The sequence below is a fragment of the Allofournierella massiliensis genome (assembly GCF_964241245.1).
Taxonomy (GTDB): Bacteria; Bacillota; Clostridia; order Oscillospirales; family Ruminococcaceae; genus Allofournierella; species Allofournierella massiliensis.
On the sequence record NZ_CAXSWZ010000007.1, the window covers coordinates 1 to 22,444 of the forward strand.

General features: G+C 61.9%; 17 protein-coding genes and 1 other annotated feature. Of the genes, 16 read left to right on the plus strand and 1 reads right to left on the minus strand.

What is annotated here, in order from left to right:
• Positions 1 to 106: 106 nt before the first annotated feature.
• On the minus strand, positions 107 to 679 hold the full coding sequence (locus ACESYO_RS05235; protein WP_373211214.1) for an HD domain-containing protein: 573 nt from the start codon (positions 677 to 679) through the stop codon (positions 107 to 109).
• A gap of 215 nt (positions 680 to 894) precedes the next feature.
• Positions 895 to 1,176, plus strand: a binding site (T-box leader).
• Positions 1,177 to 1,244: 68 nt separating this feature from the next.
• Here ACESYO_RS05235 and ilvD point away from each other — a divergent pair.
• From ilvD to trmFO, 16 genes are all read left to right on the plus strand, one after another.
• Positions 1,245 to 2,903 carry a dihydroxy-acid dehydratase gene (gene ilvD / locus ACESYO_RS05240; protein ID WP_283128622.1) on the plus strand — a complete coding sequence of 553 codons (1,659 nt, stop codon included), beginning with the start codon at positions 1,245 to 1,247 and terminating at the stop codon, positions 2,901 to 2,903.
• A 49-nt stretch (positions 2,904 to 2,952) separates the two neighbouring features.
• Complete coding sequence (locus ACESYO_RS05245; RefSeq protein ID WP_283128621.1) at positions 2,953 to 3,975, plus strand: bile acid:sodium symporter family protein; 1,023 nt, start codon at positions 2,953 to 2,955, stop codon at positions 3,973 to 3,975.
• Between the two features lie 138 nt (positions 3,976 to 4,113).
• Positions 4,114 to 7,368: a PD-(D/E)XK nuclease family protein gene (locus ACESYO_RS05250; RefSeq protein WP_373209459.1), complete on the plus strand. Its 3,255-nt coding sequence runs from the start codon at positions 4,114 to 4,116 to the stop codon at positions 7,366 to 7,368.
• Between the two features lie 17 nt (positions 7,369 to 7,385).
• The gene (gene addA / locus ACESYO_RS05255; protein ID WP_373209460.1) at positions 7,386 to 10,880 is read left to right on the plus strand and encodes a helicase-exonuclease AddAB subunit AddA; all 3,495 of its coding nucleotides are present in this window, start codon (positions 7,386 to 7,388) and stop codon (positions 10,878 to 10,880) included.
• Between the two features lie 35 nt (positions 10,881 to 10,915).
• Positions 10,916 to 11,455, plus strand: a complete 540-nt coding sequence (locus ACESYO_RS05260; RefSeq protein ID WP_373209461.1) for a MarR family winged helix-turn-helix transcriptional regulator — start codon at positions 10,916 to 10,918, stop codon at positions 11,453 to 11,455.
• 266 nt (positions 11,456 to 11,721) lie between these two features.
• Positions 11,722 to 13,092, plus strand: a complete 1,371-nt coding sequence (dcuC, locus tag ACESYO_RS05265) for a C4-dicarboxylate transporter DcuC (RefSeq protein ID WP_283128408.1) — start codon at positions 11,722 to 11,724, stop codon at positions 13,090 to 13,092.
• Between the two features lie 47 nt (positions 13,093 to 13,139).
• Entirely contained in the window at positions 13,140 to 14,339 is a 1,200-nt protein-coding gene (locus ACESYO_RS05270; RefSeq protein ID WP_373209462.1) for a MalY/PatB family protein, read from the plus strand.
• Positions 14,340 to 14,348: 9 nt separating this feature from the next.
• On the plus strand, positions 14,349 to 14,813 hold the full coding sequence (locus ACESYO_RS05275) for a DUF1893 domain-containing protein (RefSeq protein WP_373209463.1): 465 nt from the start codon (positions 14,349 to 14,351) through the stop codon (positions 14,811 to 14,813).
• 192 nt (positions 14,814 to 15,005) lie between these two features.
• Positions 15,006 to 15,461: an alpha-amylase family glycosyl hydrolase gene (locus ACESYO_RS05280; protein ID WP_373209464.1), complete on the plus strand. Its 456-nt coding sequence runs from the start codon at positions 15,006 to 15,008 to the stop codon at positions 15,459 to 15,461.
• A 303-nt stretch (positions 15,462 to 15,764) separates the two neighbouring features.
• Entirely contained in the window at positions 15,765 to 16,316 is a 552-nt protein-coding gene (infC, locus tag ACESYO_RS05285) for a translation initiation factor IF-3 (RefSeq protein ID WP_077138488.1), read from the plus strand.
• A 25-nt stretch (positions 16,317 to 16,341) separates the two neighbouring features.
• Positions 16,342 to 16,539, plus strand: coding sequence for a 50S ribosomal protein L35 (rpmI, locus tag ACESYO_RS05290; protein ID WP_058963212.1), 198 nt, complete (start codon positions 16,342 to 16,344; stop codon positions 16,537 to 16,539).
• Between the two features lie 68 nt (positions 16,540 to 16,607).
• Entirely contained in the window at positions 16,608 to 16,961 is a 354-nt protein-coding gene (rplT, locus tag ACESYO_RS05295; RefSeq protein ID WP_058963213.1) for a 50S ribosomal protein L20, read from the plus strand.
• Between the two features lie 131 nt (positions 16,962 to 17,092).
• Positions 17,093 to 17,875, plus strand: a complete 783-nt coding sequence (locus ACESYO_RS05300; RefSeq protein WP_058963214.1) for a TrmH family RNA methyltransferase — start codon at positions 17,093 to 17,095, stop codon at positions 17,873 to 17,875.
• On the plus strand, positions 17,872 to 18,981 hold the full coding sequence (dprA, locus tag ACESYO_RS05305) for a DNA-processing protein DprA (protein ID WP_283128404.1): 1,110 nt from the start codon (positions 17,872 to 17,874) through the stop codon (positions 18,979 to 18,981). The genes ACESYO_RS05300 and dprA overlap by 4 nt, the downstream gene beginning before the upstream one ends.
• Before the next feature lie 58 nt (positions 18,982 to 19,039).
• Entirely contained in the window at positions 19,040 to 21,124 is a 2,085-nt protein-coding gene (topA, locus tag ACESYO_RS05310) for a type I DNA topoisomerase (RefSeq protein ID WP_373209465.1), read from the plus strand.
• A gap of 9 nt (positions 21,125 to 21,133) precedes the next feature.
• Complete coding sequence (gene trmFO / locus ACESYO_RS05315) at positions 21,134 to 22,444, plus strand: methylenetetrahydrofolate--tRNA-(uracil(54)-C(5))-methyltransferase (FADH(2)-oxidizing) TrmFO (protein ID WP_373209466.1); 1,311 nt, start codon at positions 21,134 to 21,136, stop codon at positions 22,442 to 22,444.

Here is a 22,444-nt window from a genome sequence, read left to right on the forward strand (position 1 = left end):
AAAAGTCTCTTCCGATCCTGCTTTTCACAAAAAGTGGGGGCTGTTGCTCAACTTCCGTTTTGCAACAGCCCCTTTTTATACATGTTACAGAAAAGTGAAAAGGGGCTCAGCCCTCCTTGGGGCCCAGGCCCAGGGCGTCCATCTGCCCGCGCATGCCCTGAATGCACAGGTCGATCACGTCGCCCAGCTCCATGCCCAGCAGCTCGCAGCCCTGCCTGATCACCGCCCGGTCGATCTTGGCGGCGAACTTTTTGTCCTTGAACTTTTTCTTTACGCTGGCCGCCTCCAGATCCGAAAGCCCGCCCGGCCGCATGCGTGCGGTGGCGCCGATCAGGCCGGTGAGCTCGTCCACCGTGAACAGGCTCTTTTCCATGGGCGTTTGGGGCTCCACCTCGCTGCAAAGCCCCCAGCCGTGGGCCAGAATCGCCCGGATGCTCTCCTCATCCACCCCGGCGGCGCGCAGCGGCTCCTCGGTGTGCTTCAAATGCTCTTCGGGGTATTGCTCGTAATCGTAGTCGTGCAGATAGCCCACCGCCTGCCAGTAGGCTTCATCCTCGCCAAAATGGCGGGCCATGGCCCCCATGGCCGCGCTCACGCCAATGGCGTGCTCGAACAGATGAGCCTCGGTGGTGGTGCTGTGCAGCAGCTCTTTGGCGCGTTCCATCGTCAAACCTGCCATTTGAATCAACCTCGCTTCTCTTTTGCCGCACCGGCTTTCAGGGGCCGGGCGCGGCGCGTTTTTTGTTATTGTAGCAAAAAACATGCCGGTTGCAAAGTGCGAATTGCACGAATAAAAACATATAAATAAACGATATTTTATTCAAAATGATACGACCAAAACCGCTTGACATCTGCCCAAACGGTGCTATAATGGTCACAACGACAATTCAATACGCAAAAGCAATGAAGAGGAAAAGTACCCTGTGCACTGCGCCCAGAGAACTGCCGGTTGGTGCGAGGCAGCGCGATCAAGGCCGGGGGAACAATCACCTGTGAGCTGCCGCCTGAAAGGCCCTTCGGGGCACGAGTAAACGCGGACGGTTGGCAACCGTTATCCCGCCGTCTGGTTAAAACCGGTTTTTAAAATCGGGGAGTCCGGGCATGAGGTGGCTTCGCTGTATGGCGGGGCAACAAGAGTGGTACCGCAGAGAGCTTTCAAAAGCCTTTGTCTCTTGCATTCGAACAATTCGAGTGCAAAAGACAAAGGCTTTTTTTATTTTCATCATAAAGGGGATTGCAAGACAATGAGGAGCGACAACGTTAAACTGGGTGCCGAGCGTACCCCCAACCGCAGCCTGTTCTACGCGCTGGGCTACACCGATGAAGAGCTGGAACGGCCGCTCATCGGCGTGGTAAGCGCCTTCAGCGAGATCGTGCCCGGCCACTCCCATCTGGACAAACTGGCCCAGGCCGTGAAGGACGGCGTTCGCATGGCAGGAGGCACCCCGGTGCTGGTACCGGCCATCGGCGTGTGCGACGGCATCGCCATGGGCCACACCGGCATGAAGTACTCGCTGCCCAGCCGGGAGCTGATTGCGGACTCGGTGGAAACCATGGCCATGGCCCACTGCTTCGACGGTCTGGTGCTGGTTCCCAACTGCGACAAGATCGTGCCCGGCATGCTGATGGCGGCGGCCCGGCTGAACATTCCCTCCATTGTGGTCAGCGGCGGCCCCATGCTGGCGGGTCGTCAGGGCCAGCGGAAGGTGAGCCTTTCTCAGATGTTCGAGGCGGTGGGCAGCTACAAGGCGGGCATGATCGACGATGCCACGCTGGACGATTTCACCAAGAACACCTGCCCCGGCTGCGGCAGCTGCGCGGGCATGTACACCGCCAACAGCATGAACTGCCTGAGCGAGGCCATTGGCATGGCGCTGCCCGGCAACGGAACCATTCCGGCGGTTTACTCCGCCCGCACCCAGCTGGCAAAGCACGCGGGCATGCAGGTGATGAAGCTGGTGGAGCAGAACCTCTGCCCCCGGGATATCCTCACCCCCGCCGCCTTTGAAAACGCCCTGGCCACCGACATGGCTCTGGGCTGCAGCACTAACAGTGTGCTGCACCTGCTGGCCATCGCCAACGAAGCGGGCGTGCCCATGGATCTGGCCACCATCAACGCGGTCAGCGCCCGGGTGCCGAACCTGTGCCACCTGGCGCCGGCAGGCCCCACTCACATCGAGGATCTGTACGCTGCGGGCGGCGTGCAGGCGGTGATGAAACAGCTGGCGGACGCGGGCCTGCTCCACACCGAGCTGCCCACAGTCACCGGCAAGACCCTGGGCGAGAATCTGGCCGGGGCCGAAAACCGGGATACCAATGCCATCCGCCCCATGGATAACCCCTACAGTACCACCGGCGGCATCGCGGTGCTCTGGGGCAACATCGCAAAGGACGGCTGCGTGGTCAAGCGCAGCGCCGTTGCCCCCGAAATGCTGGTGCACGAAGGCCCGGCCCGGGTGTTCGACAGCGAGGACGAGGCCATTGCCTCCATTTACGCGGGCCAGATCAAACCCGGCGACGTGGTGGTCATCCGGTACGAGGGCCCCAAGGGCGGCCCCGGCATGCGGGAGATGCTCAACCCCACCAGCGCGCTGGCCGGCATGAAGCTGGACAAGACCGTGGCCCTGATCACCGACGGCCGCTTCTCCGGCGCATCCCGGGGCGCATCCATCGGCCATGTGAGCCCGGAGGCCGCCCAGGGCGGCGAGATCGCCCTGATCGAGGAGGGCGACACCATTTCCATCGACATCCCCGCCGGTAAGGTGGAGCTGAAGGTGAGCGATGAGGAGCTGGAACGCCGCCGGGCAAACTGGAAGGCCCCCGCACCCCGCATCACCACCGGCTGGCTGGGCCGCTATGCAAAGCTGGTGAGCAGCGCAAACACCGGCGCAGTGCTCAAATAACAAAAACAAATCCTTGCGGAAGAAAATAAACAACAGGAGGAATCTGAAAATGAATGCATTGAAAAAGGTAAGCAAGTTCGTGGGCCGGTATATGGCCTTCATCGTGGTGGCAGTGGCCGCCCTGGCCTTCTTTGTGCCCCAGAGCTTTTTGTGGGTGGGCAAGGACTGGAACGTGGTGACCCGTCTGGTCACCGTGAACAACCTGCTGATGGTGGTTATGTTCGGCATGGGCCTGACCCTCAAGCTGGATGACTTCAAGGTGGTATTCACCCGCCCGAAGGACGTTCTGGCCGGCTGCGTGGCCCAGTTCGCGGTTATGCCCTTCCTGGCGTTCCTGCTCATCAAGCTGTTCAACCTGCCCCCTGAGCTGGCTGTGGGCGTGATGCTGGTGGGCACCTGCCCCGGCGGCACCTCCTCCAACGTGATGACCTTCCTGGCCAAGGGCGACGTTGCCCTGAGCGTTGGCATGACCGCCTGCTCCACCGTGCTGGCCCCCTTCATGACCCCCGCGCTGACCTACCTGTACCTGCGTGAGACCGTTTCCGTGGATGCCATGAGCATGTTCGTGAGCATCGTGCAGGTGGTTGTGGTGCCCATCGCTCTGGGCTTTGTGGTCAACAAGTTCTTCGGCAAGTTCACTCAGGCTGCTGTGGAGGTTCTGCCTCTGGTGAGCGTGGCCGCCATCGTTACCATCGTGGGCGCCGTCGTTTCCGGCAACCAGGCCAAGCTCTTCGCCAACGGCCTGCTGATCCTGGCCGTGGTCATGCTGCACAATGTTCTGGGCTACGCCTGTGGCTACGGCGTGGGCAAGCTGCTGGGCATGTCCGACCCCAAGTGCAACGCTCTGTCCATCGAGGTTGGCATGCAGAACAGCGGTCTGGCCACCAGCCTGGCCGGCACCGTATTCCCGGATCTGGCTCTGGCCACCGTTCCCGGCGCGCTGTTCAGCGTATGGCACAACATCTCTGGCTCCATCGTGGCCAACCTGATGGCCGCTGCCGCCGAGAAGAAGGCTCAGAAGGCGCAGCAGGCTGCTGCCCCCGCTCAGGAGGCCGCCGCAGCCACTGCCTGAATTTCCTGAAAAGCATTTATGGCGGGCGCTCAACCTGTGAGCGCCCGCTTTTTTCTGTTTGCGGCAGGGATTTCAAATATGCTATAATAATAAGATACAAATCCATAAAAGGGAAAAAAGGAAAAGGAGGGGGCCGCCATGCTGCATCTTGTGCTGGGTGTTTCGGGCAGCGGCAAGTCCGGTCATTTGCTGCAAACCATCCGGGAGCGGGCACTGGCGGGGGAGAAGAGCGTGCTCATCGTGCCCGAGCAGTTCACCTCCTCCACCGAAGGCCGGCTGTATCAGCTGCTGGGAGACGAGCTGTCCGGCTATGTGACCAGCTACAGCTTCACCAGCCTGGCCGAGGATATTTTGCAGGCCTACGGCGGCGCGGCGGTGCGCACCCTCACCGATGCGGGCCGGGCGGTGCTGGTGCGCCGGGCGCTGCAGTCCATGGGGCCGAATCTGGTGTATTACAGCCGGCACCGGCGCAGCGCGGCCTTCTGCGAAAAGTGCGCCGAAACGCTGGATGAATTCAAAAGTGCCGGCCTTTCGCCCCAACAGCTGGAGCAGCTGGCCAAAAACACCGGCCACAGCAGCCGCAAGCTGGGCGAGCTGGCGGGAATCTACGCCGCCTATCAGGCGCTGCTGGAGGGCTCCGCCATGGACCCGGGCGACCGGGTGCTGGCGGCGGCAAGGGCGCTGCAGCCGGAATTCTTTGCGGGCCGGGCGGTGTTCATCGACGAGTTCGATACCTTCAACGCCCCCAAGCGCCGCCTGCTGGAAGCCATGCTCACCATGGCCGGAGATGTGACCGTGGCCCTTTGCTGCGACGGAATGGAGGATTATGAGGGAGGGCTGGGCCTGTTCAGCGGCGCCAAGCAGATGGCCGCGGCCCTGCGCCAGCTGGCCCGCAAGAACAGCGTGCCGGTGGCCGCGCCGCTGGTGCTGGATACCGACTGGCGCCACAGCGACGCGCCGGATCTTGCCCGGCTGAACCGGCTGCTGGCCGGAAGTCTGGAGGACCCGGCCCCCGCCGACGAGCACCAGCTCACCCTGTGGCAGGCCCCCACCCGGGCGGACGAGGCAAAGCAGGTGGCGGCAGCCATTCAGGCCCTTGCCCGGCAGGGGGTACCCTACGGCAAGATGGCCGTCATCTGCCGGGACAGTGAGAATTATCTGGCCCCCATCCGGTACGAGTTCCGGCTGGCTGGCATCCCGCTTTTCTGCGACGAGGCCACCACCGCCGAGCACGCTGCCCCGGTGCGGCTGGTGCGGGCGCTGCTGGCTCTTCTGCGCCGTGGCCTTTGCACCGAGAACCTGCTGTCCGTGGCCAAAACCGGCCTGACCGGGCTCAGCGAGGAACAGCTCTGTGCGCTGGAAAACTACGCTTATACCTGGCAGCTGACCGCCGCCCAGTGGCGGCAGCCCTTCACCCTGTCGCCTGCCGGATTCGGGGCCAATACCCTTTCGGAAAAGGCGAAGGAAGAACAGGAAAAGCAGCTGGTTCTGGCAGAAGAAGGCCGGGCTTTTCTGGTGGACAAGCTGGACGGCTTTGCCGCCCGATGCAAGGAGCTTTCCGCCGCCGAAGTCTGCGCCGCCTTATATAAAAGGATGCAGGCGCTGGGCGGCGAGGAGAAAATGGGCGAGCTGTGCGCCGAACTGAAGGCCACCGAGGGCATTCCCGCCGCCGCCGAAGCGGTGCGGGTGTGGAACCTGACGGCGGATCTGCTCAATCAGATGGCGCTGCTTCTGGGCGACGAGGTTCTGCCCGCCGCCGAGCTGGCCGATCTGTTCGAGCTGCTGGTGCGCAGCACCGATCTGGGCCACATTCCCCAGACGCTGGATCAGGTGATCTTTACCACCGCCGGCCGCATGCGGCTGGATAACCCGGACTGGTGCTTTGTGCTGGGGCTGGCCGAGGGCGAGTTCCCCAAGGCCCCCGGCGACAAGGGTCTGCTCACCCACGCCGAGCGGGAAAGCCTGATGCGGCAGGGCGTGGAAATGCCGGACTGCTTCGAGAACCGGGCCATCCGGGAGCAGGTGTGCTTTTACAAGGCGCTCACCGCCCCGGCCAAAGGGCTGTGGCTCAGCTGGGCGGCGGGCAGCGCCGCCATGCCGGTGACCAGCGCCCTTGCGCCGGTGATCGAGTGCTTTTCGCCCAAAGAGCCCCGGATGGAGCGGGCGGATCTTGCCGCCACTCCGGCCATGGCGCTGGATCTGCTGGGCCAGAGCTGGAACGCGGAAAGCGGTGAGACCGCGGCCCTGTTCCGCGCACTGGAGGAATACAGCGCGCAGCCGGAGGAGCAGCCGGGCAGGCTGCTGAACCCGGTGAAGCGGGCGGCGGGGGCCGAGCCCTTCGCGGTGCACAACACCGCCGCCATGAAGCAGCTGCTGGGGCGGGATCTCTGGCTCACCCCCAGCCGGATGGAGCGGTATTATTCCTGCCCCTTTGCCTATTTTCTGGAATATGTGCTGGGAGCAAAGCCCCGCAAACAGGCGGCTCTCACCGCCGACCAGAGCGGCAATCTGGTGCACTACATTCTGGAGCAGGCACTGCGCCGGGCGGGCGAGGGCTTTGTGGATCTGAGCGAGGAGCAGGTGAAGGCCCTGGCCGCCGCCATTGCGGAGGAATATGTGCAGGAGAACATGCCCGGGCAGGCCCGGCGCTTTGCCTATCTGGTGGAGCGGCTGAAAAAGAGCGCCGCCAACCTTCTTTTATACATTCAGGCGGAGCAGCGGCAGGGCAGTTTCGTGCCGGTGGCCTTTGAAAAGGGCATCGGTACCAGCGCGGAGGATGTGCCCCCGGTGGTGCTCACCACCTCCGGCGGCGAAACCGTGCGCATGGTGGGCAAGATCGACCGGGTGGATTCCTTTGAGAAAAACGGAAACACCTGGCTGCGGGTGGTGGACTACAAGACCGGCAGCAAGGAGTTCCTGCTGGAGGATGTGAAAAACGGCCTGAACTGCCAGATGCTGGTGTATCTGTTCACCCTCACCCGCACCGGTGGGCAGCAGTTCGCGGCCCCGGCCCCGGCGGGCGTACTTTATCTGATGGCCGACCCGGCCCCCACCCGGGGCAGCCGCCAGCAGGCGGCCAAGGGGCTGGAATACCGGGTGGAGGGCCTTGTGGCGGACGAATATGCCGTCATCGACGCCATGGACAGCGAACGCAAGGGCCTGTTCGTGCCCTTCAAATTTGACAAGGACGGCACCCCAAAGCCCGGCCCGGCGCTGGCCAGCCTGGAAACGCTGGGCCAGCTGCAGCAGGAGCTGGATGGCCTTGTGGTTCAGATGGCCGAGCGGCTCTATGCCGGGCAGGTGGCCGCCGAGCCGCTGGCCCACGGAAAACGAAAAGAAACCAACTGCAAATATTGTGACTACCGCAGCGTCTGCGGCCACGAGGACGAGTGAAAGGAGGGCCGGCACCCATGGCAACCATCAAATTTACCCCCCAGCAAAGCCGGGCCATCGACCACTCGGGCAGTGCGCTGCTGGTCAGCGCCGCCGCGGGCAGCGGCAAAACCGCCGTGCTGGTGGAACGGGCGGTGCGCATTTTATGCCGGGAAGAGGATCCGGTGGACGCGGATCGGCTGCTGATCGTCACCTTCACCCGGGCGGCGGCGGCCAGCCTGCGGGCAAAGCTGGCCCAGCGCCTTTCGGCCGAGCTGGCAAAACGCCCCGGTTCGGGCCATCTGCGCCGCCAGCGGATGCTCTTGCAGCGTGCGCCCATCTGCACCATTGATTCCTACTGCCTGCAGCTTCTGAAAACCCATTTCAGCGCGCTGGACATCCCGGCGGACTTCACCACCGCCGACGGCCCCCAGCTGGCCCAGCTGCGCCGTCAGGCACTGGCGGACGCGCTGGAAAACGCCTACAACGACCCGGACTTCTGCGCCTTTGCGGATCTGTACGGCAAGGGCCGCAGCGATGCCATGGCCAGCCGGGTGGTGGAGCAGCTGCACGACTTTTTGAGCAGCATGCCCCGGCCGGAAAAGGTGCTGGAAGCCTTCTGCGCCCAGTGGGAGGAGGACGCCCCGCTGGATGAGACCCGCTGGGGCCAGACGTTGCGCACCGAAGCCCGGCGGGCAGCCCTCTGTGCCCGGGAGCTGGCGGCGCAGAATCTGGAGGATCTGGAAAACGACCCGGCCATCGACGAGGCCTACCGTCCGGCGCTGGAATCGGATGAGGCGGCGGTGGATGCGCTGCTGGACGCCATCGACGCCCAGCCCTGGGACGCCATGTGCGAGGCCAACCGGGCGCTGAGCTACGCCCGCCTGAAGGCGGTGCGGGGCCATTCCAGCGAGACCATGACCCGCATCAAGGAGCGGCGGGATCTATTGAAAGACACGCTCAAGCGCCTGCAGGAAACGATCTTTCTGTGCAGTGAGGAGGAGTTTTTGCAGGATCGGCGCACCGCCGCCCCGCTGGTGCGGGCGCTGGCACGGGCCGAGCGGGAATTCAACCAGCGGTTCTATCAGGCCAAGCTGGAAGAAAAAATGCTGGAATTCAGCGACGTGGAGCAGCTGGCCTTGCAGCTTTTACAAAACGAGGACGGAACCCCCACCCCGCTGGCGGTTCAGCTGAGCGAGGAGTTCTATCAGGTGATGGTGGACGAATATCAGGACACCAACGCCCTGCAGGATACCCTCTATCACTGCCTGGCAAAGCCGGATGGCTCCAACCTGTTTTTCGTGGGCGATTTGAAACAGAGTATCTATCGCTTCCGGCAGGCGGATCCCACCATCTTTCAACAGAAGCTGGACCGGTTTGTGGAATACGGCCAGCCCGGCCCCCAGAAGCTGTTTCTGGACGCCAACTTCCGCAGTGCGCCGGGGGTGATCGGCGGGGTGAACGCCATCTTCACGCCTTTGATGAGCCGCAAGCTGGGCGGCGTGGACTACGGCCCCGGCGAACGGCTGGTGCCCGGCCTTGGCGAATTGGAAAATTACGGCGGCTACGCGGGCGACTGCGAGTTCCGTCTGGTGCAGAGCGAACGCCCGGCAGGGGACGCGGAGTACATTGCCCGGCGCATCCGCCAGCTGATGGACCCGGCCAGCGGCTTTACCGTGCGGGGCGAGACCGGCCCCCGGCCGCCCCGGTATGAGGATTTCTGCATCCTGCTGCGCAGCCGGGGTGCCTTCGGGGATTACGCCGCCCGGCTGGAGGCCGAGGGTATCCCGGTGTATGTGGATCGGGCGGAAAACCTGCTGGACGCGCCGGAGATCCGCCCGGTGGCAAGCCTGCTGCGGGTGCTGGACAACCCCGCGCAGGACGTGCATCTGGCGGCGGTGATGCTCAGCGGCATGGGCGGCTTTACCCCGGATGATCTGGTGAGTCTGCGTCTTGGCCGCAAAAACGGCAGTTTTTACGGCGCGGTGATGGCAAGCGAGGACGAAAAGGTGAAGGCCTTCGGCCAGTGGCTGCGCACCCTGCGCCAGCTCAGCCAGACCATGCCGGTGGATCGGCTGATGGAGGAAATATTCGCCCGTACCGGCTGCCTTGCCGCGGCGGGCGCCATGCCGGACGGCAGCGCCCGGCGGGAGAATCTGCGCCAGTTTGCCGCCTTTGCAGCAGGCTGCGGCGGCCACGGCCTTGCCGGTGTGGTGCGCGCCATGGACGCGGCCCTGGCCGGCGAGGGCGTGCCCGGCCCGGAGCAGGGCCAGAGCCGCCCCGGCTGCGTGACCATCATGACGGTGCACCGCTCCAAGGGGCTGGAATTCCCGGTGGTGTTTGCCGCCGATCTGGGCCGGGAGTTCAATAAGGAAGATCTGCGGGCTGCGGCGGTGTTCCATCCGCAGCTGGGCGTCGGGCTCACTCTGCGGGCAGGGCAGGGGGGCACCTACGTCACCGCTCCCTACCGGGCGGTGCAGTCCGCCCTGGCGCAGGAGGGCCTGAGTGAGGAGATGCGGGTGCTGTATGTGGCGTTCACCCGTGCGCGGGACAAGCTGGTCATGACCATGCCCACCAAGAACGCCCTGAAGCTGGCCCAGAAGATGGCTCTGCGCATCTTTTCCGGCGCGCCGGAGCCCTATCTTCTGGAGCACTGCGGCAGCCGGGGCGAGTGGGTGATGCAGGCTGTTATGGCCCACCCGCAGGCCCAGAGCTTCTGCCGCCAGCTGGAGGTGGAGGTCATGCCGCAGCCGCTGGCAAGCGAACGGGAACTGGCCGACCGGTTCACCGTGAGCCTGGAGGCGGACGAGGTGTCCGAACCCGCCTCTGCCTGCCCGGTGCATCTGCCCGAAGCTGCGCCGGACGAGGCGCTGGCCCGCGCTTTGCGGGAGCATTTTGCCTGGCAATACCCGAACGAGGCGCTTACCCGGGTGCCCGCCAAGGTCAGCGTGACCGCCCTCACCCACGAGGCAGCGGAGCCCACGCTGGAACGGCCCGGCTTCCTTTACAAGGAGGGCCTGACCGCCGCGGAAAAGGGCACCGCCCTCCACGCCTTTTTGCAGCATGCCGATCTGGCCGCCGCTGCTGCCGACCCGGAAGGGGAGGCAAGGCGGCAGGTGAAGGCAAAGCTGCTGGATGAGTCCCTTTACGAAAAAATGGATTTTTCCAGACTGCGGCAATTCTTTGCCGGATCGCTGTTTGCCCGAATGCAGTCTGCGCAGAAGATTCTGCGGGAATACGAGTTCATTACCGCCCGCCCCGCCGCGGACGCCGCCGTGGACAAAACCGGCGACTACGGCCAGGCGCAGGTGCTGGTGCAGGGCGTGGCGGATGTGATTCTGGAATTTGACGACCATCTGGAGCTGGTGGACTACAAGACCGACCGGAACAAAACGCCGGACCAGTTCATTGCCGCTTACCGGCCCCAGTTGTTGCTTTACGCGGCGGCCATTCGACGACGATTTGAAAAGCCGCTTACAAAACTTACCCTTTACAGCTTTTCACTGGGCAGAGAAATCGATGTGCAGCCATAGCGCAGCCCCACAAAACAAAAAGAAAGGATCGAGAAATGGAGCAGGGCAAATACAAAAATTATACGGATGTGGAAGCGGTGGATATCCTCCATCAGGTTTCGGCCATTTATGTGGGCACCAAGGTTCCCCATGATTACGGCACCGGCGAATCCTACACGGCGGTGGAGGTTCACACCCTGAAATATATTGCGGATCACGACGGTATCACCGTGACCCAGCTGGCCCGGGACTACGGCAAAACAAAGGGAGCCATCTCGCAGATTCTGAAAAAGATCGAGTCCAAGGGTCTGATCTACCGGCAGGCAGACCCGGAAAACGACAAACGCTACCATATTTACCTGGCCGAGAAGGGAAAAACTCTGGATCAGGCCCACCGGACATACGACGCAAGCCGGTTCGGCGAATCCATGGGGCGGGTGCGCCAGAAATTCAGCGACGAGGAAGTCAACATTGCCTTTACCGTGATGGAGGAATGGCTGGAGATTCGCCGTGAGATCCAGCAGAACCGACTGCGGAAAAAGATGCAGCTGGAAAAGGAAAAACGCAGAGAAAAGCAGAACAGAGAAACCGAATAAAGAAGCAGGGGCCCATTCTCCCGGCATTGCCGCCCTGGGAGAATGGGCCTCTGTTTGTGTGTGTTTGACAAAAGAAAGTCATATTTCATGTGTGAAATGTAGAAAAGGTCGAATAACCCTTGACGATGACGAAAATCAGGTTTACAATCTAACCAAAGATGTATACATGCTAAACATTAAGTTTCGATACGAAACAAAAATGTTGGTGTATACAAACCGGTTCTGCAGAGCGGTGTGTACGTTGGAAAAATGAAAGGGGACAAATTATGAGTAATCTGATCGCCGTTGTCCTGACCATAGCGTATATCGTATTTGTTGCGACGCTGGTCATCAAACGGTACAACTCGGTTTTTGTGTTCATGACTTCCGGCATTGCGGTATTGCTGGGATTCGCGCTGATCACCGGCCAGTCGGTAATGGGCGACGCCACCACAGGAAGCGCCGTCATTGATGTGTTTGCCTTCACGGCCGATGCGTTCAGCTCCAATGCTTCCGGCGTTGGTATGACCCTGATGCTGGTTACCGGCTACGCGATGTACATGTCTCACATTGGTGCATCCACCAAGCTGGCATACCTGGCAACCAAGCCCTTGTCCAAAATCAAGAATCCCTACATCGTGCTGAGCATGCTGTTCATCATCGGCACCCTGTTGAAACTGGTTATCACCAGCCACGCCGGTCTGGGCATGCTGTTGATGGCCATCGCATTCCCCATCCTGACCTCTCTGGGCATCAGCAAACTGAGTGCTGTCACCGTTTTAATCATGTGCGGCTTCGTTGACTGGGGCCCGAACGACTCCAGCGCCATCTTCGCTGCCGAAGAAGTTTGCGGCATGCCCATGATGGACTACTTCCTCACTTATCAGGGCCGCGTGGCCGCCATTCTGATCGTGCTGTGCGCCATCTTCCTGCCCACCTACCTGAGCATCATGGATAAGCGGGATAAGCGTCTTGGTTTGGATGGCGAGATCGAGACCAAGGCTCCCGAAAATGTGGACTGCCCCGCCTTCTACGCAGTTCTGCCTGTGATTCCTCTGGTTCTGGTCACCGCGTTCAGCTTCGTGCCCAACATCAAGCTGGACGTTCCCACCGCCAACCTGATCGGTATGGTCTTTGTGTTCGTGCTTGAGCTGATCCGCCGCAAGAACCGCAAGGACGTTACCAACGATTTCACCGTGATCCTGAAGGCCATGGCCAACTCCTTTGCCAACGTGGTCAGCATCCTGATCGGTGCCGCCGTATTCGCGGAAGCCATCAAGATGCTGGGCGGCATCACCGTTATCTCCAACGGTCTGGCCACCATCAAGAGTGCGCCCATCATCACCATGGTGCTGATGTCTCTGATCACCTTCTTCGCCGGCATGCTGCTGGGCAGCGGCAACGCTTCCTGGTACGCTTTCGGCCCGCTGGTTCCCAATGTTACCGCCCAGATGGGTGTTCCTGCAGCCACTGTAGCGCTGCCCATGCAGCTGAGCGCCGCTATCGGCCGCTGCATGTCTCCCGTTGCCGGTGTTGTGATTGCACTTTCCGGTATGGCCGGTCTGGAAATCACCGATATCGTGCGCCGCTGCGCAGTTCCCGCTGTTGTGATGTTCGCATGCAACATGATCGTATCCTACATTGTTGTAATGCTGTAAAAGTTTGTTTTCAATTTTTTGGTTCATAGATCGAAAGGAGTACCATTATGAGCAACGTGATTTATGATTTCGACAAAGGCGTGCAGAGAAGAGGCACCGATGCCAAGAAGTTCGATCCCAACCTGTGCCCGCCGGATGTGCTGCCTTTCTGGATCGCGGACACCGAGTTCCCCAGCCCCGTTGAGGTGAAGGAAGCCCTGATCAAGCGCGCTGAGCTGGGTCACTACGGCTATCCCTACATCGATATGGCGTTCGAGAAGAGCATCGCCCGCTGGTACAAGGTTCGCCACAATGCCGACCTGATTCCCGAGTACATCGACTACTCTCCCTGCGTAATCCCCGCCATGATCTGGTTTGCCAAGGAATTCTCCAGCGAAGGCGACAAGATCCTGCTGCAGACCCCCGTATATCCTCCCTTCCATGATCTGGTGAAGAACAACGGCCGTCAGCTGGTTTACAACGAGATGAAGCTGATCGATGGCCGCTACGAGATCGACTTCGAGGACCTGGAAGCCAAGCTGAAGGATCCCCGCGTAAAGATCATGTTCGTGTGCAACCCCCAGAACCCCACCGGCCGCTGCTTCACCCGCGAAGAGCTGCTGCGCATCGGCGAGCTGTGCCTGGCGAACAACGTAATGATCGGTGTGGACGAGATCCACGCGGACATCGTGTTCGATGGTCATGAATTCGTTTCCTTCTGCACCCTGTCCAAGGAGCTGGCAAAGCATTCTGTTACCTTCATCAACCCCGCCAAGACCTTCAACGTGGCCGGCTTCCGTACCGCTGCCTGGTTCACCCACAGCGAGACCGTTTACCGCTGCATGATGAACCAGCAGACCTACAACAAGGGCATGGGCCGCAACATCTTCGGCAACGAGGCCCTGATGGCCTGCTACAACTACGGCGATTCCTACGCCGACCAGTGCGTGGCCTACCTGAACGAGACCAAGAATCAGGCTGTGGCCTATGTGAACGAGAACGTTCCCGGCGTGACCGCCATCGATCCCGAAGCTACCTTCATGATCTGGCTGGATTGCCGCGGCCTGGGCTTTGCCACCCAGAAGGAACTGAAGGACTTCATGTTCAACGACGCCAAGATCCTGCTGAACGACGGCACCACCTTCGGCCAGAAGGAAGGCCTGGGCTTCATGCGCTTTAACTTTGCTGCTCCCCGTGCAGTGGTTATGGAAGGCCTGGAGCGCCTGAAGAACGCTGCGGTAAAGCGCCAGGAGCAGCTGAAAGGCTGAGGCGTGACCATGAATCAGGAACTGATGCGCAAGGTTGCGCAAAAAGAGGTGCTCGCGGTTCTGACCGATGAAGCGGGCAATGTTCTGTGGCAGAGCGCTACCAGCCCGGTAGCGGCTCTGTACGGAGCACATTTCCAGAACACCCTTCCCCAGGGCGGCTATGCGCTGTATGCCAATCAGTTTGGCGCGGCCATGGGCATCTTCGCCCGCCGCTTCGGCGTGAAGGAGTGCTATGGGCACAAGGTTTCCCAGTATGGCCTGCGGGAGCTGGACGGCTCCGGCGTGGCGCTGATCTGGGACGAGCGGATCGACAAGGTGCACTCCTCCAAGGACGACACCAAGGTCTGCCCCATTGAGACTTTCCTGTCGGAAAATACCGACGAGACCCGTCAGTGGGAATTTTTGCAGGAACGTTTCGCCGGCCCTGAGCCGGCGGAAGGCCGCTCCTGCTCCATTGCAGCACACAAAAGCTGAGTCAACAGATATCCTCCTAAGCGTACTCTCATAAGCTGACACAGCCAAAAAAAGCGCCCTTCGCGAACCGCAACGCGAAGGGCGCTTTTTGCGTTGTAACAGGAAAAAGGGAAGTATAGAACCGGGAGCTGCAGGGGGGATTACAGCAGAATGGCCAGCAGCACCGCCGGGGCGCCAAGAAAGGCCCTTTTTATGGTAACCATCAAGGATATTGCAGATATTGCCAACGCCCGCACCCCCATGCAGTGGGACGACAGCCCCTACGCGGGCTTCTCGGACGTGGAGCCCTGGATCGAGGTGAACGAAAACTACCACCAGATCAATGCGGCCAGCCAGCTGGCCGACCCGGATTCCGTGTTCCATTATTATCAGAAGCTGATCCGGCTGCGCAAGGAGCATCCGGTCATCGTCTACGGCCATTACGAGCTGCTGGACGCGGACAACGAGGCCGTATTCACCTACACCCGGGAATACCAGGGCAAAAAGCTGCTGTGCGTGTGCAACTTCACCGGAGCGAACCAGACGGTGGAGCTGCCCGAAGAATTCCGCACCGGTGCGGCAAAGCGGCTGATCGGCAACTACCCTGAGCAGGAGACCCCGGGCGCGCTGCGCCCCTGGGAGGCTCTGGTGCTGCTGATCGGGGAATAACAGAGCGGTTTACCTTATTTAAAATGCCGTGCGCCGGCCCCAAAACGGCGCACGGCATTCCCTGTTTATCGCCCGGGCAGGGAACAAAAGAAAATATGAAAAATCCCCTTGACGGCGCCAGCCCGGCGTGATATACTAGACCAGTAAAGAAAGCAGCAACCGGTTTAGCCGCCGTGCTCACCTTGCGGCCCAGAGGGGCCCGGGTCATATCTGCGACGATCCGTTTTCAAAGGAAAAGGGGTCGCTTATGTATGCAACTGCGCGGCTGCCGATTCGGCGGCCGCGTTTCATTTTATCACAGTTTTGAAATCAAATTGGAGGTGTATCCACATCGCTACGAACGGCAAAAAAGAGCTTGAGATCAACGAGGGCATTCGTGACAAAGAGATCCGTCTGATCGGCGCGGATGGCAGCCAGCTGGGTGTAATGTCCAGCCGCGAGGCGCTGCGCATGGCCGAAGAGCAGAATCTGGACCTGGTAAAGATCGCCCCCCAGGCGGTTCCCCCCGTGTGCAAGATTCTGGACTACGGCAAATACCGCTTCGAGCAGCAAAAGCGTGAGAAAGAGGCCAAGAAGAACCAGAAGGTCGTCGAGATCAAGGAGATTCGCCTCTCGCTCAACATCGACACGAACGACTTCAACACCAAGGTCAACCAGGCCGCCAAGTTCATCAAGGCCGGCCACAAGATCAAGGTGTCCATCCGGTTCCGCGGCCGTGAGATGGCGCACACCAACCTCGGCCTGGAAGTGGAAAAGCGCTTCGCCGAGGCCCTGCCCGACGCGGTGGTGGATAAGCAGCCGAAGCTGGAGGGCCGCAGCATGCAGATGTTCATGAGCCCCAAGCCCAACAAGTAATTCAAACAACTAGGAGGAAATTAAAATGCCTAAGATCAAAACTCACTCCGGTGCGAAAAAGCGTTTCAAGCTGACCAAGAACGGTAAAGTAAAGCGCGGCCCCGCCTACCACAGCCACATCCTGACCAAGAAGAGCACCAAGCTCAAGCGCGGCATGCGTAAGAACGCCTACGCCGACAAGACCAACGCAGCTGCCGTGAAGGCCATGCTGCCCTACGCCTAAGCCTTATTTCGCTTAGACGGAACGGACTTTTTAACTTTTAGATTGTGACTGTAAAGGAGATATAAACAATGGCACGTATCAAAGGCGCTATGATGACCCGCAAACGCAGAAAGAAGACTCTGAAGCTGGCCAAGGGCTACTTCGGCAGCAAGTCCAAGCACTTCAAGATGGCCAAGCAGCAGGTCATGAAGAGCGGCAACTACGCTTTCGTTGGCCGTAAGCTGAAGAAGCGTCAGTTCCGCAACCTGTGGATCACCCGCATCAACAACGCTGTTCGCGCTCAGGGCATGAACTACTCCAGCTTCATGAACGGCCTGAAGAAGTCCGGCATCGAGCTGAACCGCAAGATGCTGAGCGAGATGGCCATCAACGATCCCGCTTCCTTCACCGCTCTGGTGGAGACCGCCAAGAAGGCTCTGTAAGTTGATAACCGAAAGCAACGCCCGCGCACGCGCACGGGCGTCGCTTTGTATCTGGGGGCTTGCCGCTCTGCCGCCAAAGGGCAGGCGGCGCTGCCCGTCGCCGGATGCAGATCAGATAAGGAACTGAACACATGCCAGAACGCATTACCAGCCGTGAAAACGGCAAAATAAAATATGCCTGCAAACTGGCCCAGAGCGCAGCCTTCCGCCTTGAAGAAAAAGCTTTCTTCGCGGAGGGCTTAAAGCTCTGCCAGGAGCTTGCAAAATCCTGCCCTATAAAGGTAATATATTATACGGAGAAAGCCCTGGCCAAAACGCCGGACCTGAAACGCTTTGACTGCGAGCAGTATCTGGTGCAGGACCATGTGGCCGAAAAGCTGGCGGGCACCCAGTCCAATCAGGGGGTGTTCGCGGTGTTCGGCCAGCCTGTGGCCAATTTTCTGGACCTGCCCCACAACGGCCGCTTTCTGGCGCTGGAACGGGTGCAGGACCCGGGCAACGTGGGTGCGCTGATCCGCAGCGCCGCCGCCTTCGGGTTCGACGGCGTGATCCTGAGCCCCGGCTGTGCCGATCCCTTCGGGCCGAAGGTGCTGCGCGCCAGCATGGGCGCGGCGGGCCGGATGCCGGTGGTCACCTGCCCGAATCTGGCCGACGCGCTGGCCCAGCTGCGGGCCTGGGGCAGCACCTGCCTTGCGGCCGCGCTGTACAACAGCCGCCCGCTGCACGAGGTGGATGGCAGCTACCCGAACGGGGTGTGCGTGGTCATCGGCAGCGAGGGGCAGGGCCTTTCCGACGGGGTGATCGCCGCCTGCGACGCAGCGGTGCGCATTCCCATCACCAGCAAGGTGGAAAGCCTGAACGCCAGCGTGGCGGGCAGCGTACTTCTGTGGCATTTTCGGGGGGAGATTCAGTGACGGATCGGCGGCAGCTGGAATGGCTCTGGTTTTCGGCGGTGCTGGGGGCAGGCGCGGCCCATTGCGGGCAGGTGCTGGCCCTGTACGGCAGCCCCGGGGAGCTGTATGACGCGGTGGGCAAAGAGGACATGTCCGGCCTGCTCACCCCGGCCCAGCTGCGCCGCTGCGAAACCCTGACGCCCCAGCGGTTCGAGCCTCTGCTGGCCCGCTGCGAGCGCATGGGCATCCGGGTGCTCTGCCTGGACGAGGAGGATTACCCCGCCCGGCTGGCCCCCCTTTCGGACGCGCCGCCCGTGCTCTTCTGCACCGGCAATGTGTCCGCCCTTTCCCAGCCGGCCGCCGTGGCCATGATCGGCAGCCGCCGCCCCAGCAGCTACGGGGTGGAGGCCGCTGCGCTGATCGGCAGCCAGCTGGCCCAGGCGGGCGTCTGCCTTGTGAGCGGCCTGGCCGACGGGCTGGACAGCGAGGCCCACAAGGCCGCTGTTGCCGCCGGTGCGCCCACCGTTGGCGTGCTGGGCACCGCCATCGACAAAACCTATCCCGCAATCAACCGCCGCCTGCGCTCGGAAATGGAGCAGGGCTGCGGTGCAGTCATCAGTGAATTTGCCCCGGGGGAAGCCACCGGGGCGGGCGGCTTTCTTTTACGCAACCGGCTGATTGCCGCCCTTTCGGACGCGGTGTGTGTGGTGGAGGCCCGCCAGAAAAGCGGCACCATGAACACCGTAAACCACGCAAAGCGCTACGGCCGCACCGTATTTGCGGTGCCCGGCGCCATCTTCAGCCCCCTGTGCGGGGGCACCAACCAGCTGCTGGACGAGGGCCAGGCCCACGCCGCCAGCAGCGCAGCGCCGATTCTGCGGCATCTGGGCATCGAGCCCGCGCCGCAAAAAAGCGTTTCCCGCCGGGCACGCCCGGCGGCCCCGAATCTGAATCTGAGCGCCGAGGCGAAAGCCATGCAGAAGGCGCTCACCAGCCAGGCCCAGGGCCTGGAACCACTGGCAAAAGCGGCCGGCCTTTCCGCCGGTCAGGCGCTGGCCGCCCTGATGGAGCTGGAGGTCAGCGGCATTGCCGTTTCCGGCGCCGGCGGGCAGTACCGGCGCGCATAAACAGCCGCCCGTTCCCCGATGCAGGGGGGGCAGGGCGCTCTGTGCAAGGGAGAGTACTATGTCTAAGCTAGTTATCGTGGAGTCGCCTGCCAAGGCGAAGACCATTCGGAAATATCTGGGCGATGGCTACGAGGTCACCGCCAGCATGGGCCACATCCGCGACCTGCCCGCCAGCCAGCTGGGCATCGATGTGGATCATGACTATACCCCGCAGTATATCAACATCAAGGGCAAGGAAAAGCTCATCAAGGAACTGAAGAGCGAGGCCAAAAAGGCCGATCAGGTCTACCTTGCCACTGACCCGGACCGTGAGGGCGAGGCCATCAGCTGGCATCTGGCCCATCTGCTGGGCCTGAACATTGAGGACACCAACCGGGTCACCTTCGGTGAGATCACCAAGAAGGGCGTCACCGAGGGTATGGCTCATCCCCGGGCCATCGACATCGACCTGTTCAACGCCCAGCAGGCCCGCCGCATTCTGGACCGTCTGGTGGGCTACAAGCTCAGCCCGTTTCTGTGGCGCAAGGTGCGCCGGGGCCTGTCCGCCGGGCGGGTGCAGAGCGTGGCCGTGCGGCTGATCGTGGACCGGGAAAAGGAAATCGAGAATTTCAAGCCCGAGGAATACTGGAATCTGGACGCCGTGCTGTCCCCGCCGTCCAGCCAGAAGAAATTCACCGCCCGCCTGTACGGCACCGCCGCGGGCAAAAAGCTGGAGATCACCAACGAGGCCCAGGCAACGGGCATCGTGAAGGCTCTGGAAGGCGCGGACTACACCGTGACCGAGCTCAAGCGCGGCCACCGGAAAAAGGTGCCCGCTCCGCCCTTCATCACCTCCACGTTGCAGCAGGAGGCCAGCCGCCGGCTGGGCTTCACCGCCACCCGCACCATGCGCGCCGCCCAGACCCTGTACGAAGGCGTGGACATCGCCGGCCGGGGCACCATGGGTCTGATCACCTACATGCGTACCGACAGCCTGCGCGTGTCCGACGAGGCGGTTGCCGGGGCCAAGGAGTATATCACCGAAGCCTACGGCGAGCGGTACGTCTGCCCCACCAAGCGCACCTACAAGAGCCGCAGCGCCACCGCCGCGCAGGACGCCCATGAGGCCATCCGGCCCAGCGTGCCCGGCCTGACCCCGGACGAGGCGGAAAAGAGCATCTCCGGCGACATCGCCAAGCTCTACCGGCTGATCTGGAGCCGGTTCATCGCCAGCCAGATGAGCGACTGCGAGCAGGACACCGTCTCCGCCCACATCACCGCGGCGGACTACCAGTTCCGGGCCAGCGGTTATGTGGTCACCTTCGAGGGCTTCACCGCCCTGTACGAGGAAGCCACCGACGAAAAGGAGAAAAAGGAGACCGCGCTGCCTCCGCTGGAGCAGGGCCAGACCCTGAAGCTGCGCTCCCTGACCCCGGAGCAGAAGTTCACCCAGCCTCCCGCCCGCTACACCGAAGCCACCCTGATCCGCAGTCTGGAGGAAAACGGCATCGGCCGCCCCTCCACCTACGCGCCCATCATCACCACCATCATCGACCGTGGTTATGTGGAGCGGGAGCAGAAGAAGCTCAAGCCCACCCTGCTGGGCCGCACCATCAACGACCTGATGATGCAGGAATTCCCGGACATCGTGGACGTGACCTTCTCCGCCGGTATGGAAAAGAATCTGGATAAGGTGGAAAACGGCAGCGCCGACTGGCGCGAGACCATCGACGCCTTCTACAAGGGCTTTGCCGCCGCGCTGGAAAAGGCCGAGAAGGACATGGAGGGCAAAAAGATCAAGGTTCCCGACGAGGAGACCGACGAGATCTGCGAAAAGTGCGGCCGCAAGATGGTCATCAAGACCGGCCGCTATGGCAAGTTCCTGGCCTGCCCGGGCTTCCCGGAATGCACCAACACCAAGCGTCTGGTGAAGGACACCGGCGGCAAGTGCCCCAAGTGCGGCGGCCGCATGCTGCTGCGCAAGAGCGCCAAGGGCCGTGTGTACTACGGCTGCGAGAACTACCCCAACTGCGACTTTATGACCTGGGATGAGCCGGTGGCCCAGACCTGCGAAAAGTGCAGCGCGACCCTGTTCAAGAAGGGCAGCCGCCTGTACTGCGCAAAGGAAGGCTGCGGCTTTGAGACTCAGGTGAACAAACAGTAACGGAGAATTATGGAAAAACGAGTAACGATTTTAGGGGCGGGCCTTGCGGGCTGCGAGGCCGCCCTCTGGCTGGCCGAGCAGGGCGTGCAGGTGGATCTGTACGAGCAGAAGCCGGTCAAGTTCAGCCCCGCCCACAAGAGCGAGGGCTTTGCCGAGCTGGTCTGCTCCAACAGCCTGAAGGCCGACCGTCTGGATTCTGCCTCCGGCCTGCTCAAGGCCGAGATGAAGCTGCTGGGCAGCCATCTGCTGAAAGCCGCCGAGGCCACCCGGGTGGCAGCAGGCGGCGCGCTGGCCGTGGACCGGGACGCCTTCAGCGCCGCGGTCACCGAAATGGTGAAGAGCCAGCCGAACATCACCCTGCACACCGGCGAGGTCACCGCCATTGACGAGAACCGGCTCACGCTGGTGGCCACCGGCCCCCTCACCGAGGGCGCTCTGGCCGACGAGATCACCCGGCTGACCGGGGGCGACAAGCTGAGCTTCTACGATGCGGCGGCCCCCATCGTCACCGCCGAAAGTCTGGACATGAACAAGGTGTTCGCCGCCAGCCGCTATGGCCGGGGCGACGCGGACTATCTGAACTGCCCCTTTAATAAGGAGGAGTACGAGGCCTTCCACGCGGCGCTGGTCAGCGCCGAGCGGGCCCCTCTGCACGAGTTCGACGGCAAGCTCACCGTTTACGAAGGCTGCATGCCCATCGAGGTGATGGCGGGCCGCGGTGCGGATACCATGCGCTTCGGGCCGCTGCGCCCGGTGGGCCTCACCGACCCCCGCACCGGCCACCGGCCCTGGGCCAACGTGCAGCTGCGGCGGGAGAACGCGGGCGGAACCCTCTATAACATCGTGGGCTTCCAGACCAACCTGAAATTCGGCGAGCAGAAGCGGGTGTTCTCCATGATCCCCGGTCTGGAAAACGCCGAGTTCGTGCGCTACGGCGTAATGCACCGGAACACCTTCCTGAACAGCCCCCACCTGCTGAGCCGGAGCCTGAACCTGAAAAAGCACCCCATGGTGTATTTTGCAGGTCAGATCACCGGCTTCGAGGGCTACATGGAAAGCGCCGCCTGCGGCCTGCTGGCCGCCCTCAGTATTCTGGCGGCATTGAACGAACGCCAGCTGCCCGAGCTGCCCGCCGAGACCATGCTGGGCCAGCTGGTGCGCTACATCACCACCGAGAACAAGAATTTCCAGCCCATGGGTGCAAACATGGGCATCCTGCCCCCGCTGGAGGAGCATATCCGGGATAAGCGGGAGCGGTATCTGGCCATTGCCAACCGGGCGGTTGCCGCCATGGAGCAGTGGGCCGAAGAGACCCGATAA

Bases quoted from the DNA above. Each gene is read 5' to 3' on its own strand.
- ACESYO_RS05235 (WP_373211214.1), bottom strand. From the start codon at position 679: ATGGCAGGTTTGACGATGGAACGCGCCAAAGAGCTGCTGCACAGCACC.
- ilvD (WP_283128622.1), top strand. From the start codon at position 1,245: ATGAGGAGCGACAACGTTAAACTGGGTGCCGAGCGTACCCCCAACCGC.
- ACESYO_RS05245 (WP_283128621.1), top strand. From the start codon at position 2,953: ATGAATGCATTGAAAAAGGTAAGCAAGTTCGTGGGCCGGTATATGGCC.
- ACESYO_RS05250 (WP_373209459.1), top strand. From the start codon at position 4,114: ATGCTGCATCTTGTGCTGGGTGTTTCGGGCAGCGGCAAGTCCGGTCAT.
- addA (WP_373209460.1), top strand. From the start codon at position 7,386: ATGGCAACCATCAAATTTACCCCCCAGCAAAGCCGGGCCATCGACCAC.
- ACESYO_RS05260 (WP_373209461.1), top strand. From the start codon at position 10,916: ATGGAGCAGGGCAAATACAAAAATTATACGGATGTGGAAGCGGTGGAT.
- dcuC (WP_283128408.1), top strand. From the start codon at position 11,722: ATGAGTAATCTGATCGCCGTTGTCCTGACCATAGCGTATATCGTATTT.
- ACESYO_RS05270 (WP_373209462.1), top strand. From the start codon at position 13,140: ATGAGCAACGTGATTTATGATTTCGACAAAGGCGTGCAGAGAAGAGGC.
- ACESYO_RS05275 (WP_373209463.1), top strand. From the start codon at position 14,349: ATGAATCAGGAACTGATGCGCAAGGTTGCGCAAAAAGAGGTGCTCGCG.
- ACESYO_RS05280 (WP_373209464.1), top strand. From the start codon at position 15,006: ATGGTAACCATCAAGGATATTGCAGATATTGCCAACGCCCGCACCCCC.
- rpmI (WP_058963212.1), top strand. From the start codon at position 16,342: ATGCCTAAGATCAAAACTCACTCCGGTGCGAAAAAGCGTTTCAAGCTG.
- rplT (WP_058963213.1), top strand. From the start codon at position 16,608: ATGGCACGTATCAAAGGCGCTATGATGACCCGCAAACGCAGAAAGAAG.
- ACESYO_RS05300 (WP_058963214.1), top strand. From the start codon at position 17,093: ATGCCAGAACGCATTACCAGCCGTGAAAACGGCAAAATAAAATATGCC.
- topA (WP_373209465.1), top strand. From the start codon at position 19,040: ATGTCTAAGCTAGTTATCGTGGAGTCGCCTGCCAAGGCGAAGACCATT.
- trmFO (WP_373209466.1), top strand. From the start codon at position 21,134: ATGGAAAAACGAGTAACGATTTTAGGGGCGGGCCTTGCGGGCTGCGAG.